Consider the following 14,907-nt stretch of genomic DNA (forward strand, 5'->3'; position numbering starts at 1 on the left):
TCGGCATCTGAGTCAGCAAGTACAAGTGCAAGCACATCTGTTGTTACAAGTAAGGGAATGCCAGAAAGCTTGTCACTTGATAGCTTAGATATTGATAGTATTATTACATCTGATTCAATTAGTACATCAGTATCACAATCACTATCATTATCAGCAAGTATTAGTCAATCAATGCCTCGTTCAACATCAGCAAGCACAAGCACCTCAACATCAATGCCTCATTCGGCATCAACAAGTGTAAGTGCTTCAACATCAGCGACTCATTCTACTTCAACTAGTCAAGATCCTCAAACCGATACTACTAAGGCCCGTAAGCAATTACCAAATACAGGTGAAACAGCTTCAGCTACAAATGCTCTCCTTGGAGTTGTAGCAGGTCTAACTGGATTAGGATTAGTGGCTAAACGTCGTAAGCGTGATGATGAAGAATAAATCTTCTAACGATTCTATTAGTTGATTATTCCGATCAAAAAACCTGAAAGATATAACTTTCAGGTTTTTTAGTTTTATAATATTTTTGCTTGGTAAATATCTATAAACATTGCGGGAACTTTTTATAATTTTTGAAAAATAAAAAACTAGCCACGGAATTAGTAGTAGCTACTAGATTCTATGACTAGTTGTAGAGTTTAAGGTTTTGACTTTATAATTTTAGTTTGTTTAGACAGAGATAGGAGTGTTTGGTCACTTAATTTAGAATCAGTAATAATAGTGTCAATATCTGAAATATTGTAAAATGTGAAGAAATCAAATTTATCAAATTTGCTATGGTCAGCTAGGAGATATTTTTTATTGGCGTTTTCCAGTGCTAATTTCTGGGCTTCACCTTCGTCTTCACTAAAGGTAGCGATAGCATGATCCTTGATACCATTACAACTAACGAAGGCTTTTGAAAATTGCAAACTAGCGATATCTTGAAGGGTTAGAGTACCTACAAAGGCTCCAGTAATTGAACGATAATTACCACCGATTAAAATTAGGTCAGTTAGCTTACGCTCATTTAGAATGAGAAATACAGGCAAACTATTGGTAACAACACGAATGTTATCGATAGCAAGCTCACGCGCAAAGAATTCTAATGTGGTACCTGGACCAATGAAAATAGTTTCTCTTTCTTCAACCATGTGACCGGCAAAGCGAGCAATTTCTTGCTTTTCTGATGTCTGTAACCCTTGTTTTTCAACGTTAGAACGCTCATTGTTTAACAAAGAACCTGTTCGAAGTTTTTCAGCTCCACCATGAACTCGAACCAGCAAATCCTTATCCGCTAACTCTTGTAAATATCGTCTAGCTGTCATATCGGAAATATCAAGGCGATTCATAATCTCTTTAACAGTGATAGTCCCTTTTGTATTAACAATTTCTAAAATAGTATCTAGTTTTTCTTGCTTCAGCATTGAACCACCCCCAAATCTAATATTATTTTATCATATTTTAAACAGCTAAGCAACTTAAAGAAAACAAAAATAAACAAAAAAAAACATCTAGTTTTTAAATAAACTTAGATGTTTTTTTAGGTTAGGTATTAATTTAGTCCATAGTTATAGTCATCATCCTGCATAGCTTCAACTTCACCAAGTAGATAACCATTACCAACTTGAGAGAAGAAGTCGTGGTTTGATGTACCAGTTGAAATCCCGTTCATAACGATTGGGTTGACATCGTCCGCTGAGTCAGGGAAGAGAGGATCTTGCCCCAAATTCATAAGAGCCTTATTTGCATTGTAGCGAAGGAAGGTTTTAACCTCTTCGGTCCATCCGACTTCGTCATAGAGGCTCTCTGTGTAGCCTTCTTCGTTTTCATAAAGAGTATAGAGAAGGTCGTACATCCATTCTTTGAGTTTTTCTTGCTCATCTTCTGGCAATTCATTGAAACCAAGCTGGAACTTGTAGCCGATGTAGGTTCCGTGAACTGACTCATCACGAATAATCAATTTGATGATTTCCGCAACGTTGGCTAGTTTGTTGTTACCAAGATAGTAGAGGGGAGTAAAGAAACCTGAATAGAAGAGGAAGGTTTCAAGGAAGACGCTGGCAACTTTCTTTTCAAGTGGGCTACCGTTTAGGTAGATTTCGTTGATAATTTCAGCTTTTTTCTGAAGATATGGATTGGTGTTGGTCCATTCGAAAATCTCTTCTATTTCTGACTTAGTATTCAAGGTAGAGAAGATTGATGAGTAAGATTTAGCGTGAACAGATTCCATAAATTGGATGTTATTGAAAACAGCTTCCTCATGTGGTGTACGGATGTCCGCGCGAAGGGCTTGAACCCCGGTTTCAGATTGCATGGTATCAAGAAGGGTCAAACCTCCAAAAACTTTACCAACAAGGTCTTTTTCCTTGTTAGAAAGCTTTCTCCAGTCATCTAGGTCATTTGACAAGGGAATACGCGTATCGAGCCAGAACTGCTCCGTCAGTTTTTCCCAGGTTGATTTGTCAATGACATCTTCGATGGCATTCCAGTTAATGGCTTTGTAGTAAGTTTTCATTTGAAATCTCTTTCTGTGTGTAGTAATGCGATAACATAATCACTCTTATTCTATCATAATTCTATGCTATAATCGAACAAAAAGTCGGAAGCCCGACTTTTAAATTCTTACATGATTTTATCAGCAAAATACGTTTAATGGATTAAGTAAATGTAATTTCTTTGAGAGTTGAATTAAATCACACAGCTCTCGCATTGGTTAGCACCGACTTCTCCACCATCATCTGTAAAGGTACGAACGTAGTAGATAGACTTGATACCTTTGTTGAAGGCATAGTTACGAAGGATAGACAAGTCACGTGTCGTTTGTTTGTTTTCTTTCTTCCATTCGTAAAGGCCTGTTGGAATATCACTACGCATGAAGAGTGTGAGTGAAAGTCCTTGGTCCACGTGCTCAGTCGCAGCAGCATAAACATCAATGACCTTACGCATATCCATGTCATAAGCAGAAGTGTAGTAAGGAATTGTTTCTGTTGACAAACCAGCAGCAGGATAGTAGATCTTACCGATTTTCTTCTCTTGGCGTTCTTCGATACGTTGCGTAATTGGGTGGATAGAAGCAGAAACATCGTTGATGTAACTGATAGAACCATTTGGCGCTACAGCAAGGCGATTTTGGTGGTAAAGTCCATCTGCTTTAACTTTATCACGAAGTTCAGCCCAGTCGGCAGCAGTAGGGATAAAGATATCTTTGAAGAGTTCTTTAACACGGTCTGATTTTGGAAGGAATTCGCCAGTCAAATACTTATCAAAGTAGCTACCGTTGGCATAATCTGATTTTTCAAAGTTGTGGAAGGTGATACCTCGTTCACGCGCGAGGTTATTAGATTCTACCAAGGTCCAGTAGTTCATAAGCATAAAGTAGATACTAGTAAACTCAACAGACTCAGGGGATCCATACTCAATCAGTTGTTGGGCAAGGTAACTGTGAAGTCCCATGGCACCAAGACCAAAAGTATGAGCTTGGCTATTTCCATGATCAATCGTAGGTACAGCTACGATGTGTGAACTATCTGTAACGAAAGTAAGGGCACGGACCATGGCGCGGATAGAACGACCAAAGTCAGGTGAAGTCATCATGTTTACTACGTTTGTTGAACCGAGATTACATGAAACATCAGTACCCATTTTTAGGAATTCTTGCGCATCGTTGATAAGACTTGGTTCTTGCACTTGGAGAATCTCAGAACACAAGTTACTCATGATAATCTTACCATCAACTGGATTTGCACGGTTAGCAGTATCAATGTTGACGACATAAGGATAACCAGATTCTTGTTGCAATTTAGAAATTTCAGTTTCCAAATCACGCGCCTTGATTTTTGTCTTACGGATATTTGGATTTGCGACTAGCTCATCGTATTTTTCAGTGATGTCGATGTAGTTGAACGGCACACCGTATTCAAGCTCAACAGAGTATGGGCTGAAAAGGTACATTTCTTCATTTTTGCGAGCCAATTCGTAGAATTTATCTGGTACCACAACACCAAGTGAGAGAGTCTTGACACGAACTTTTTCATCGGCATTTTCCTTCTTAGTTGAAAGGAAGGCGATAATGTCTGGGTGGAAGACATTGAGGTAAACAACCCCAGCACCTTGACGTTGACCCAATTGGTTTGAGTAAGAGAAGCTGTCTTCGAAAAGCTTCATAACTGGTACGACACCAGAAGCAGCACCCTCATACCCTTTGATAGGTGCTCCAGCTTCACGAAGGTTGCTGAGGGAAATTCCCACGCCACCACCGATACGTGAAAGTTGAAGAGCTGAGTTGATAGAACGTCCGATAGAGTTCATATCATCGGTTACCTGGATCAAGAAGCAAGATACCAACTCACCACGACGCGCACGGCCTGCATTCAAGAAAGAAGGAGTAGCAGGTTGATAACGTTGGTGGATGATTTCGTTGGCAATATCGATAGCAATCGCTTCATCACCATCTGCGAAATAAAGGGCGTTAAAGAAGACGCGGTCTTCCATGCTTTCAAGATAGTACTCCCCATCATTAGTTTTCAAAGCATACTGATTATAGAATTTATAGGCAGCCATGAAAGATTTAAATTGGAAGTTTTGATCCTTAATAAATTGATGCAGTTCTTCCAAAAATTCTGGACGGTATTTCTTGATAAATGCTGTCTCAATGTAGTTATGCTCAATGAGGAAGTTGATCTTATCCGTAATTGAGTTAAAAACCATTGTATTTGGTACAACATTTTCTTTAAAGAAGGCTTCTAAAGCTTCCTTGTCTTTGTGAAGCATGATTTGTCCATTAACAGGACGGTTAATTTCGTTGTTAAGACGGAAGTAAGTCACATCTTCAAGTTGTTTTAATCCCATAAAAAATCCTTTATCTAATTACAAAAGAAAGGCTTCTAAGGTAGACATAGAAGCTTTAGTCCTGATTCTTAAGCAAGTTGTTTGAGTTTACCTGGTTGGAAACCAGAGAAAACTTCTGTCGGTGTCTGAATAATAGGAGCAGCACTAAAGCCAAGCTCTTTTACTTGATCAATGTATTCAGGTTGTTCATCAAGATTGATTTCTTTATATTCAACATTATTACTGTCTAAAAAACGTTTCGTCATTTTACATTGGACACAGTTGTTTTTAGAATATACGGTTACCATTTCTGTAACTCCTTTTAAAAAAATTATTACTTTCTTAGTATATCAGAAAAAAAAACTTTGTCAACTTTCTAAAACTAAATCTTGTGTACTTGTTTTACTGATTTTACCAACAAACACAATATATAGTGTAGTTTTGAAAAATAACTAAAGAAAAATCAATGATTTCATTATAGACGTCTTAATAAAAACTACATACTGTGTTTTGTTAAATTTAATAGAAGATTTTCAGCAAGTTATCTGAAAGGAAATTGAAGAAAGTCCATAAAATACTTGAAAAATATCAATGAAGGTGATATAATACTAAATTGTAAGGGTTATCAGATATGTAACTCAACAAGAAAACTATTAAAGGAGAGTCAAACTATGGCTTCTAAAGATTTCCACGTAGTGGCAGAAACAGGTATTCACGCACGTCCAGCAACATTGTTGGTACAAACTGCTAGCAAATTTGCTTCAGATATCACTCTTGAGTACAAAGGTAAATCAGTTAACCTTAAATCTATCATGGGTGTAATGAGCCTTGGTGTTGGTCAAGGTGCTGATGTTACAATCACTGCTGAAGGTGCAGACGCTGATGACGCTATCGCTGCAATCTCAGAAACAATGGAAAAAGAAGGATTGGCATAAGGAAATGACAGAAATGCTTAAAGGAATCGCAGCATCTGACGGTGTTGCAGTTGCAAAAGCATATCTACTCGTTCAACCGGATTTATCATTCGAGACTGTTACAGTCGAAGATACAAATGCAGAAGAGGCTCGTTTGGATGTTGCTCTTGAAGCTTCTCAAAACGAGCTTTCTCTTATCCGCGAGAAGGCTGTAGGTACGCTTGGTGAAGAAGCGGCACAAGTATTTGACGCCCACTTGATGGTTCTTGCTGACCCTGAATTAATCGGTCAAATCAAAGAAACTATCCGTGCTAAGAAAGTGAATGCAGAAGCAGGTCTGAAAGAAGTTACAGACATGTTTATCACAATCTTTGAAGGCATGGAAGACAACCCATACATGCAAGAACGTGCAGCGGATATCCGCGACGTAACAAAACGTGTATTGGCTAACCTCCTTGGTAAAAAATTGCCAAACCCAGCTTCTATCAATGAAGAAGTGATCGTGATTGCTCACGACTTGACTCCATCTGATACAGCTCAATTGGACAAAAACTTTGTAAAAGCTTTTGTAACAAACATTGGTGGTCGTACAAGTCACTCAGCTATCATGGCTCGTACACTTGAAATCGCTGCAGTTTTGGGTACAAACAACATTACTGAAATCGTTAAAGATGGTGACCTACTTGCCGTTAATGGTATTACAGGTGAAGTGATTATCAACCCTACTGAAGAACAAGCAGCTGAATTTAAAGCAGCTGGTGAAGCATACGCTCAACAAAAAGCTGAGTGGGCACTCTTGAAAGATGCTCAAACAGTTACTGCTGACGGTAAACACTTCGAATTGGCAGCAAACATTGGTACTCCAAAAGACGTTGAAGGTGTTAATGACAATGGTGCAGAAGCTGTCGGTCTTTACCGTACAGAGTTCTTGTACATGGATTCTCAAGACTTCCCAACTGAAGACGAGCAGTACGAAGCATACAAGGCTGTTCTTGAAGGAATGAACGGTAAACCAGTTGTTGTCCGTACAATGGATATCGGTGGTGACAAGGAACTTCCTTACTTTGATATGCCTCATGAAATGAACCCATTCCTTGGATTCCGTGCTCTTCGTATCTCCATCTCTGAAACTGGAGATGCAATGTTCCGCACTCAAATCCGTGCTCTTCTTCGTGCTTCTGTACACGGTCAATTGCGTATCATGTTCCCAATGGTTGCGCTTTTGAAAGAATTCCGTGCAGCTAAAGCAGTCTTCGATGAAGAAAAAGCAAACCTTCTTGCTGAAGGCGTTGCAGTTGCGGATGACATCCAAGTTGGTATCATGATTGAAATTCCTGCTGCAGCTATGCTTGCAGACCAATTTGCAAAAGAAGTTGACTTCTTCTCAATTGGTACAAATGACTTGATCCAATACACAATGGCTGCTGACCGTATGAACGAACAAGTTTCATACCTTTACCAACCATATAACCCATCAATCCTTCGTTTGATCAACAACGTTATCAAAGCAGCTCACGCTGAAGGTAAATGGGCTGGTATGTGTGGTGAAATGGCTGGTGACCAAACAGCTGTTCCACTTCTTGTCGGAATGGGCTTGGATGAGTTTTCTATGTCAGCAACATCTGTACTTCGTACACGTAGCTTGATGAAGAAACTTGACACTGCTAAAATGCAAGAATACGCTAACCGTGCTCTTACTGAATGTTCAACAATGGAAGAAGTTCTTGAACTTTCTAAAGAATACGTTAACTTCGATTAATCAATTACAAATCCTTGTAGCTTCTAGCTATGAGGATTTTTTCTTCTATTTTGTAGAAAACTCCATCTGTGAAATTTATCAAAAATATGGTAAAATAGACAAGGGAAAATACAAGGAGGCTACAATGCAAAATAGACCAATCATTATCGGAGTAACAGGGGGATCTGGAGGAGGAAAGACAAGCGTATCGAAAGCAATCTTGTCACATTTTCCAAACGAGAAAATAGCTATGATTGAGCATGATTCCTACTATAAAGATCAATCTCATCTAACCTTTGAAGAGCGTATCAAGACCAACTATGACCATCCTTTTGCTTTTGATACTGATTTGATGATTGCACAAATCAAAGAGTTGTTGGCAGGACGTCCTGTAGATATTCCTACCTATGATTATGCTGCCCATACCAGAAGTTCTAAAACTTATCGTCAAGAACCTCAGGATGTCTTTATCGTAGAAGGAATCTTAGTTTTGGAGGACAAACGACTTCGTGATTTAATGGATATCAAGATTTTCGTAGATACAGATGATGACGTTCGTATCATTCGCCGTATTAAGCGTGATATGGAAGAACGTGGTCGTAGTCTAGATAGCGTTATTGACCAGTATCTTGGTGTAGTGAAACCCATGTATCATCAATTTATTGAGCCAACAAAGCGTTATGCAGATATCGTTATTCCAGAAGGTGTGACTAATACAGTAGCCATTGATTTGCTGACAACAAAAATCGAAAAGATTTTAGAAGAAGCACGTCTAGCCCAATGATAAGTAGATAAAAGGCTGTTGGAAAGTAAATTTTTTTCCAAGATTGATTTTTTCCCATATTGGTGAGTCTTTACAATCAAGCTTTTAGATAGTTTCGTCAAAGGGGCTTTTAGGAATCTGTAATCTTAATTAAATACAGAGTCAGTGACTTAGGGCAAATAAAAATCGAGGCCGGGATTTTCCCGACCTCTTATTTTTTGATTTTTTCAAGTCTCGGAACAATAACTAGGGTGAGTATTGCTGAGATAATCAGTTCTGCGATAGAGTTTGTTGAGATAACAGTAGCTAATAGTTTTTGGATATTTCCATCAAAAACATTTCCAAAGAGGAAGAAGATACCGCCTAGTACAAATACAGTATTAGTAAGTGAACCGAGAGCTCCCGCAAAGATAAGCCCCGCCTTGTTTCTGAGGAGTTTATAGACAAAGTATGGTGTCAAACCAATTAAGATACGAGGAATAATAGCAATAGCAAGTGAAGCTAAATTCCCATTCGGCACAAAAGGAGAGAAGAGGTAGCTAGTTGGGAGAATTGTGATTGTATTGACTGTCAAGCTAATCATACCCATCAAGAAACCTAAGATAGCCCCAATCCGTGGTCCGTAGATGATACTAGCAATGATGACCGGGATATGGACAATGGTTGGTTTAATTGGGAAAGGCAAGACATTAAAGACAATAGAGCTCAGCAGATGAATGACAATCATGCTGGCAAAAAAGATAGCAATAGGAGCAATATTAGAGCGTTTGTTCATGAAGTTTTTCCTTTATCTGTTGTAAAATAGTATCAAGATCAGCAAGAGCACCACGTCCTACATCGCCACAGGCCAGTAGGGACTCTTTTGGAGCAATAATTGTATAACCATAAGTTTCCAAAGTATTTAGGTTTGTTTGAGTTGCTGGATGGTCATACATTTTGGTATTCATAGCAGGTGCCACTAGTTTTGGAACATAGTGGGGCAAGGCAAGAGCGGTAGCAGTCACCATATTATCTGCGAAACCGTGTGCTAGTTTTGCAATCGTATTAGCGGTTGCAGGGGCAAGGATAAACAAATCTGTTTCTTTGCCTAACTCGATATGATTGACTTTGTCAGGATAAGGTTCCTGCATAACATCCAGATGTACCGTATTTTGAGATAGGACTTGAAGGGTTAAAGGTTGGATAAAGGCAGTCGCAGCCTGGGTCATAAGTACAGTAACAGAATGCCCCTGTTTCTTCAAGTTACTAACCAAATCAGCAGCCTTGTAAGAAGCAATAGAGCCTGTAACAGCGAGTGTAATACGAGCCATAATTTTCCTTTCTAACAGTCAAATCCTTGAATTCTCTTGACTAAAAAGTCAGCAATTTCTTGCTTGCTAGCAGCAATCTGATAATCTTTTTCTTCTACTAGATAAGCTAGGTGCTGATTCGCATTAATTTGAGTGAGGTCATTAGCGATAATCAAATCAGCTTGATTCTTTTCAAGACTTTCTCTAGCGATTTGAATCAGATGCTCCACAGTAACATCGACAAGGAGTTTAAAGCCGATGAGATGAATACTTGGGTTCCATTCTTTGACAAGAGAAATAATTTTAGGATTTTTCTTGAGAAATAGGACTTGCACCTCAGCCTTAGAGGAGATCTTTGTTTCCATATTTTTCTTATGCAAAAACTCACTTAAATCTTGGCTTGCTTGAACTTGGTCAAGACCAGTCATGTAAACTGGGCTGTAGTCAGAAACAGCCATTGAATGAATCAAGACTTGATAATCAGGGACAATCCGTTTCATCTCTTGGAGTAAATCGGAAGTGTTTTTGATTTCGATGACGGATAAATTTGAGTGTGGTTCTGGTTTTAGTGCTTGTCGCGTAGTAATCAGACAAACTTGGTGACCAGCCTTCAGTAAAGTCTCAGTTATTACTTTACCAAGTCTACCAGTAGAGTGATTGGTAATGGAGCGAACTCGATCAATGGCTTCGCTTGTACCACCAGATGTAACTAAAATTTTCATAGAACTATTGTACAAAAAAATGAGCAGTAAGTAAAATGAAAGCGATAAAATATAAATAAAGTTTATAACTATATTATTATTGACAATTAATTTAAGATATAAGATAATTATTTTAGTTATATATGAAAAGGGGAAGCCGTTATGGACTTTTTTAAGTTTGCAGATAATATGGTTAAAGAAGCTAGTAAAGTAATTGATGATGCTAGTAAGACAACCAGTAGCGTGCTTAATGAAGCTGGAAAAGCTTTAGATAGTGCTGGGAAAGTTACAGGAGATTTATTATCAGATTCTGTAAAAGTAATAGGAGATGTATCAAATAAGATAGGAAATGTTGTTTCAGATATTTCTGGTCAAGCTGCGATAGTAGCGAATGATACCGTTCAACAAGTAACAGAGGTGGCGTCTGACTCAATCAATCAAGCTGGAAAAGTTGCAACTGAAGCAAAATCACAAATTGATTCAATAGATCTTTTTAATGACAAATTAAGGTCCGAAGCTGTTGCAAACTATCATGAATCTATTCAAACATATAATGAAAAGGCCACAGAACTAACGAATAAATCGACTGAGCTTTATCAAACTAGAGGAAAAGCAATTAAAGTTGTAAAAATCGTTGAAGAGAGAATTAGTAAATTAGCAAATAAACCGAAAGAATTTGAAACAAAATTAGAAGAAATAATTGTTGAAATACAGAATTTCGAAGATAAGCAGTTGGCTATTACTCAGGCAATAAAAGAAGCAGAATTAGCCAGCGGTAGTACGGCAGCTACAGCTTCTTTAAGTGCTTTAGGGGTGACAGTCGCAACTTTAGGTCCTACTGCCGCTATGGGAGTCGCAACTACTTTTGGTGTCGCATCGACAGGAACAGCAATTTCTAGTTTGACAGGTGCAGCAGCAAATAGTGCGGCATTAGCTTGGTTAGGTGGAGGCAGTATAGCCACAGGCGGAGGCGGTGTTGCTGCAGGTAATGCCTTTCTAGCTATGGCGGGGCCTGTTGGTTGGGGGATTGCTGGCTTAATGTTAACAGCGTCTGTCGGAGCAGGTGTTTTTGCTAATAAAAAAAACGAAGAAGTAGCTAAAGAAGCGCTTGATGAACAAAAGAAAATTGAGTTATTAATTAGACAAACTGAAAAATCAATAATAGAAATTAGTGAATTAATTAATTTAATTGAAAAGCAAACTGAGGGGATTTACTTTGCTAATCTTTCATTAATTGGAAATGATTATAATTTATTTACCGATGATGAAAAGTATCAAGCAGGTAGTTTGGTAAATTCAACCCTTTCTCTGACTGAAATGATCAATAAGGAAATTAAAGTAAATGATGGTTCAAGTTGCTAATAGAGCATTCTATCAAGGTATTGGAGCATATGTAAATTGTCTTAATAATCTTAGAATTCAAGACTTACAAATTGCTATGAAAATGATTGAGGATGAAGCTCGACAGGTCATTTTAAACAAGGACAATGCCTCTAAAATTCTAAACTATGCTAGAGATAACATTGAAGACGTTATTCTAAGGAATCGTGGAGGTAAGTACGGCGGTCACGGTTTTATTGCTGAATTCGCAGAAGCAGGTATTGTAAATGCTAGGAGAGCTTTTGAAGGATTAAATCCTATTGTAAAAGTATTGAATGATAATGGACCAGCCGATTTATTAATTGGCAGAAATACCATTCAAATGAAGTTTTATAATAATTTACGTGATGAATTAGCTCAATCATTTCATTACAGTGAAAAAATGAAAATGATGTTTCCAAAAGATCACGTGTTAGTATACGAAAAAATTATGACTGGCGCCAAAGAAGTTGAATTTAATGGTAAAAGATTGTCTATTAAACAAATTACGGATATACGACAAATGATTAATGATATTACTAAAAGCAAGGGACTTACTTCATATAAATCTTGGATGAAATCATCTGTTTTAAATTATGATGATGCTCAAAAAAATTCAATTAACCCTCTTTTAGATTTTGAAGAGAAGAATATTCGTAAAACACTTAGACTGAAACAACAAGAATTAAATAAAAAAAGATTAGTAGCACAAAAAAAAGCATTACCAAATATAAAAGAAGCTAATAGGGTTGCAAAAAATGCAGCACTTCTACAAGGTGGTTTCTCTTTAATATTTAGTATATATAATAAGTATTCTGATGGTAAAAATATCTTCGAATTTGAACGAGATGACTGGGAGGATTGTGGGCTGGAAGCTTTAGAAGGTTCTGTTAAAGGAGCAATCTCCGGATATGCTATATATGGACTTACTAATGTTTGCAAAATGAGTGCTCCTAATGCAAGTGCATTTGTAACAGCAAGTTACGGCATAGTAGATATTATTACTAAATTTAGAACAAATGAGATTACTGAGGATGAATTTATAAATTTTATAACTATCAATACATTGGATACAACATTAGCGACAATTGGTTCATGTGTTGGTCAAACACTTATTCCTGTCCCTGTCTTAGGAGCAGTAGTAGGTTCAATTGCTACTTCAATAATTTGGGAAATAGGTAAAGGGATTTTAAGTGATAGGGAGCAGGAATTAATTCAAAATTACAGGGAAAACTTAGATAACCATATCAAAAACTTAGATGATAAATACAAGATTATTTTTAATGATATTATAGATAAATATCATAAACTAGGACGATTACAGGATTACTCATTTGATTTATCACTCAATACTCGTCTCAGATTTGAGTATACAATTGAATTAGCTGAGCATATAGGAGTTTCTGATAATCAAATTCTACATGATTTATCAGAAATTGATAGCTACTTTTTAAATTAGTCGAAATCTCAAACTATAGTTAAAACTTATAAAGGCATATAAAAATTTAAATAGTAGCCAATAAATCCTTTGAGGACGCTATATTTACGAACGTTATCAAGCTTTATGTCTGTTAAAAATCTTGTTTTGTGTTATAATGAATTAACACATTTGAGGTAGAGGAGTTTGTTATGAAAACAGATATTGAAATTGCACAGAGTATCGAGTTAAAACCAATCGTTGATGTTGTAGAGAAACTTGGCATCTCTTACGATGATTTGGAATTATATGGAAAATACAAGGCTAAGCTTAGTTTTGATAAGATTCGTGAAGTGGAAAGTAATCCAGTCGGTAAATTGATCCTGGTTACAGCTATCAACCCAACACCTGCTGGTGAAGGAAAGTCAACTATTACCATCGGACTTGCTGATGCTTTGAATAAGATTGGTAAGAAAACCATGATTGCTATTCGCGAACCTTCTCTTGGACCAGTCATGGGGATTAAAGGTGGTGCAGCTGGTGGTGGTTATGCCCAAGTTTTACCGATGGAAGACATCAACCTTCATTTTACTGGAGATATGCACGCTATTACAACTGCAAATAATGCTCTCTCTGCCTTGATTGACAATCACTTGCACCAAGGAAATGAGCTAGGAATTGACCAACGTCGTATTCTTTGGAAACGTGTTGTTGACTTAAACGACCGTGCTCTTCGTCATGTAACTGTTGGACTCGGTGGTCCTCTTAATGGTATTCCTCGCGAAGATGGATTTGATATCACTGTTGCTTCAGAAATCATGGCTATCCTTTGCTTGGCAACTGACATTGAAGATTTGAAACGTCGTTTGGCAAATATCGTGATCGGTTACCGTTATGACCGTACACCTGTTTCAGTTGGTGATTTACAGGTTGAGGGTGCCTTGGCATTGATTTTGAAAGATGCTATCAAACCTAACTTGGTTCAAACAATCTATGGAACACCTGCCTTTGTACATGGTGGACCATTTGCCAATATCGCCCATGGCTGCAACTCAGTTTTGGCAACGAAAACGGCTCTACGTTTAGCAGATTACACAGTGACAGAAGCTGGCTTTGGTGCAGATCTTGGTGCAGAGAAGTTCCTGGATATCAAGACTCCAAACTTGCCAACAGCTCCAAGTGCAGTAGTCATTGTAGCGACTCTTCGTGCCCTTAAAATGAATGGTGGAGTTGCTAAAGATGCTCTGACAGAGGAAAATGTGGAAGCAGTACGTGCTGGATTTGCAAACTTGAAACGCCACGTTGAGAATATCCGTAAGTTTGGTATTCCAGCAGTTGTTGCTATCAATGAATTTGTATCTGATACAGAAGCTGAAATCGTAGCCTTGAAAGAACTTTGTGATTCAATCGATGTTCCAGTTGAATTAGCTAGCGTATGGGCTGATGGAGCTGAAGGAGGAGTGGCTTTGGCTGAAACTCTCGTCAAAACAATTGACAGAAACCCAGCTAACTATACGCGTTTGTATGACAACGACCTTTCTGTTCAAGAAAAGATTGAAAAGATTGTCACTGAAATCTATCGTGGTAGCAAAGTAAGCTTTGAGAAGAAAGCTAAAACCCAAATTGCTCAAATCGTTCAAAATGGCTGGGATAAATTGCCAATCTGTATGGCTAAGACTCAGTACAGTTTCTCAGATAATCCAAATGCACTTGGAGCACCTGAAAACTTTGAAATTACTATTCGTGAATTGGTACCAAAACTTGGTGCAGGCTTCATCGTTGCCTTAACTGGTGATGTCATGACCATGCCAGGACTTCCAAAACGACCAGCAGCTCTCAACATGGATGTTGAAAGTGATGGAACTGTTCTTGGATTATTCTAATTGAACAACAAAAAGACAAGCTCAAAATTGAGTTTGTCTTTTT

General features: G+C 37.8%; 14 protein-coding genes. 7 read left to right on the forward strand and 7 right to left on the reverse strand.

What is annotated here, in order from left to right:
- The coding region (locus HMPREF2728_RS05990; protein ID WP_148130282.1) for an LPXTG cell wall anchor domain-containing protein at positions 1-432 on the forward strand (432 nt) is incomplete at its 5' end.
- Between the two features lie 197 nt (positions 433-629).
- Here HMPREF2728_RS05990 and HMPREF2728_RS05995 read toward each other — a convergent pair.
- The 4 genes from HMPREF2728_RS05995 to nrdH all read right to left on the reverse strand — a co-directional run bounded on the left by HMPREF2728_RS05995 (position 630) and on the right by nrdH (position 5,108).
- On the reverse strand, positions 630-1,397 hold the full coding sequence (locus HMPREF2728_RS05995) for a DeoR/GlpR family DNA-binding transcription regulator (protein WP_075227344.1): 768 nt from the start codon (positions 1,395-1,397) through the stop codon (positions 630-632).
- A 128-nt stretch (positions 1,398-1,525) separates the two neighbouring features.
- On the reverse strand, positions 1,526-2,488 hold the full coding sequence (gene nrdF / locus HMPREF2728_RS06000; protein ID WP_075227345.1) for a class 1b ribonucleoside-diphosphate reductase subunit beta: 963 nt from the start codon (positions 2,486-2,488) through the stop codon (positions 1,526-1,528).
- A gap of 173 nt (positions 2,489-2,661) precedes the next feature.
- Positions 2,662-4,821, reverse strand: a complete 2,160-nt coding sequence (gene nrdE, locus HMPREF2728_RS06005) for a class 1b ribonucleoside-diphosphate reductase subunit alpha (RefSeq protein ID WP_075227346.1) — start codon at positions 4,819-4,821, stop codon at positions 2,662-2,664.
- Between the two features lie 68 nt (positions 4,822-4,889).
- Positions 4,890-5,108, reverse strand: coding sequence for a glutaredoxin-like protein NrdH (gene nrdH / locus HMPREF2728_RS06010; protein ID WP_000259242.1), 219 nt, complete (start codon positions 5,106-5,108; stop codon positions 4,890-4,892).
- Positions 5,109-5,471: 363 nt separating this feature from the next.
- Here nrdH and HMPREF2728_RS06015 point away from each other — a divergent pair, with 363 nt between their 5' ends.
- The 3 genes from HMPREF2728_RS06015 (at position 5,472) to udk (ending at position 8,236) form a co-directional block, all read left to right on the forward strand.
- Positions 5,472-5,735 (forward strand): phosphocarrier protein HPr, encoded by a 264-nt coding sequence (locus tag HMPREF2728_RS06015; RefSeq protein WP_000146952.1) that lies wholly within the window; start codon positions 5,472-5,474, stop codon positions 5,733-5,735.
- 4 nt (positions 5,736-5,739) lie between these two features.
- Complete coding sequence (gene ptsP / locus HMPREF2728_RS06020; protein ID WP_025171271.1) at positions 5,740-7,473, forward strand: phosphoenolpyruvate--protein phosphotransferase; 1,734 nt, start codon at positions 5,740-5,742, stop codon at positions 7,471-7,473.
- Positions 7,474-7,597: 124 nt separating this feature from the next.
- On the forward strand, positions 7,598-8,236 hold the full coding sequence (gene udk / locus HMPREF2728_RS06025) for a uridine kinase (protein WP_004253618.1): 639 nt from the start codon (positions 7,598-7,600) through the stop codon (positions 8,234-8,236).
- Between the two features lie 190 nt (positions 8,237-8,426).
- On the opposite strand, the gene HMPREF2728_RS06030 is transcribed toward udk, so the two are convergent.
- The 3 genes from HMPREF2728_RS06030 to HMPREF2728_RS06040 are packed head-to-tail and all read right to left on the reverse strand — an operon-like array spanning position 8,427 to position 10,226.
- Entirely contained in the window at positions 8,427-8,990 is a 564-nt protein-coding gene (locus HMPREF2728_RS06030; RefSeq protein ID WP_049526104.1) for an ECF transporter S component, read from the reverse strand.
- Positions 8,974-9,525: a phosphopantothenoylcysteine decarboxylase gene (coaC, locus tag HMPREF2728_RS06035; protein WP_075227347.1), complete on the reverse strand. Its 552-nt coding sequence runs from the start codon at positions 9,523-9,525 to the stop codon at positions 8,974-8,976. The genes HMPREF2728_RS06030 and coaC overlap by 17 nt, the downstream gene beginning before the upstream one ends.
- Positions 9,526-9,536: 11 nt before the next feature.
- A complete protein-coding gene (locus tag HMPREF2728_RS06040) occupies positions 9,537-10,226 on the reverse strand; it encodes a phosphopantothenate--cysteine ligase (RefSeq protein ID WP_075227348.1) in 690 nt (229 codons plus the stop codon).
- A 141-nt stretch (positions 10,227-10,367) separates the two neighbouring features.
- On the opposite strand from HMPREF2728_RS06040, the gene HMPREF2728_RS06045 reads away from it, so the two are divergent.
- From HMPREF2728_RS06045 to HMPREF2728_RS06055, 3 genes are all read left to right on the forward strand, one after another.
- Positions 10,368-11,567, forward strand: coding sequence for a hypothetical protein (locus tag HMPREF2728_RS06045; protein ID WP_083280560.1), 1,200 nt, complete (start codon positions 10,368-10,370; stop codon positions 11,565-11,567).
- The gene (locus HMPREF2728_RS06050; protein WP_060955675.1) at positions 11,548-13,023 is read left to right on the forward strand and encodes a hypothetical protein; all 1,476 of its coding nucleotides are present in this window, start codon (positions 11,548-11,550) and stop codon (positions 13,021-13,023) included. Before HMPREF2728_RS06045 ends, HMPREF2728_RS06050 begins: the two co-directional genes overlap by 20 nt.
- Positions 13,024-13,193: 170 nt before the next feature.
- Positions 13,194-14,864 (forward strand): formate--tetrahydrofolate ligase, encoded by a 1,671-nt coding sequence (locus HMPREF2728_RS06055; RefSeq protein WP_075227349.1) that lies wholly within the window; start codon positions 13,194-13,196, stop codon positions 14,862-14,864.
- Positions 14,865-14,907: the final 43 nt, after the last annotated feature.

Source organism: Streptococcus sp. HMSC061D10, from assembly GCF_001808865.1.
GTDB lineage: Bacteria > Bacillota > Bacilli > Lactobacillales > Streptococcaceae > Streptococcus.

Excerpts from the sequence above, each read along its gene's own strand:
- HMPREF2728_RS05995 (WP_075227344.1), bottom strand. The coding sequence starts at position 1,397 with ATGCTGAAGCAAGAAAAACTAGATACTATTTTAGAAATTGTTAATACA.
- nrdF (WP_075227345.1), bottom strand. The coding sequence starts at position 2,488 with ATGAAAACTTACTACAAAGCCATTAACTGGAATGCCATCGAAGATGTC.
- nrdE (WP_075227346.1), bottom strand. The coding sequence starts at position 4,821 with ATGGGATTAAAACAACTTGAAGATGTGACTTACTTCCGTCTTAACAAC.
- nrdH (WP_000259242.1), bottom strand. The coding sequence starts at position 5,108 with ATGGTAACCGTATATTCTAAAAACAACTGTGTCCAATGTAAAATGACG.
- HMPREF2728_RS06015 (WP_000146952.1), top strand. The coding sequence starts at position 5,472 with ATGGCTTCTAAAGATTTCCACGTAGTGGCAGAAACAGGTATTCACGCA.
- ptsP (WP_025171271.1), top strand. The coding sequence starts at position 5,740 with ATGACAGAAATGCTTAAAGGAATCGCAGCATCTGACGGTGTTGCAGTT.
- udk (WP_004253618.1), top strand. The coding sequence starts at position 7,598 with ATGCAAAATAGACCAATCATTATCGGAGTAACAGGGGGATCTGGAGGA.
- HMPREF2728_RS06030 (WP_049526104.1), bottom strand. The coding sequence starts at position 8,990 with ATGAACAAACGCTCTAATATTGCTCCTATTGCTATCTTTTTTGCCAGC.
- coaC (WP_075227347.1), bottom strand. The coding sequence starts at position 9,525 with ATGGCTCGTATTACACTCGCTGTTACAGGCTCTATTGCTTCTTACAAG.
- HMPREF2728_RS06040 (WP_075227348.1), bottom strand. The coding sequence starts at position 10,226 with ATGAAAATTTTAGTTACATCTGGTGGTACAAGCGAAGCCATTGATCGA.
- HMPREF2728_RS06045 (WP_083280560.1), top strand. The coding sequence starts at position 10,368 with ATGGACTTTTTTAAGTTTGCAGATAATATGGTTAAAGAAGCTAGTAAA.
- HMPREF2728_RS06050 (WP_060955675.1), top strand. The coding sequence starts at position 11,548 with ATGATGGTTCAAGTTGCTAATAGAGCATTCTATCAAGGTATTGGAGCA.
- HMPREF2728_RS06055 (WP_075227349.1), top strand. The coding sequence starts at position 13,194 with ATGAAAACAGATATTGAAATTGCACAGAGTATCGAGTTAAAACCAATC.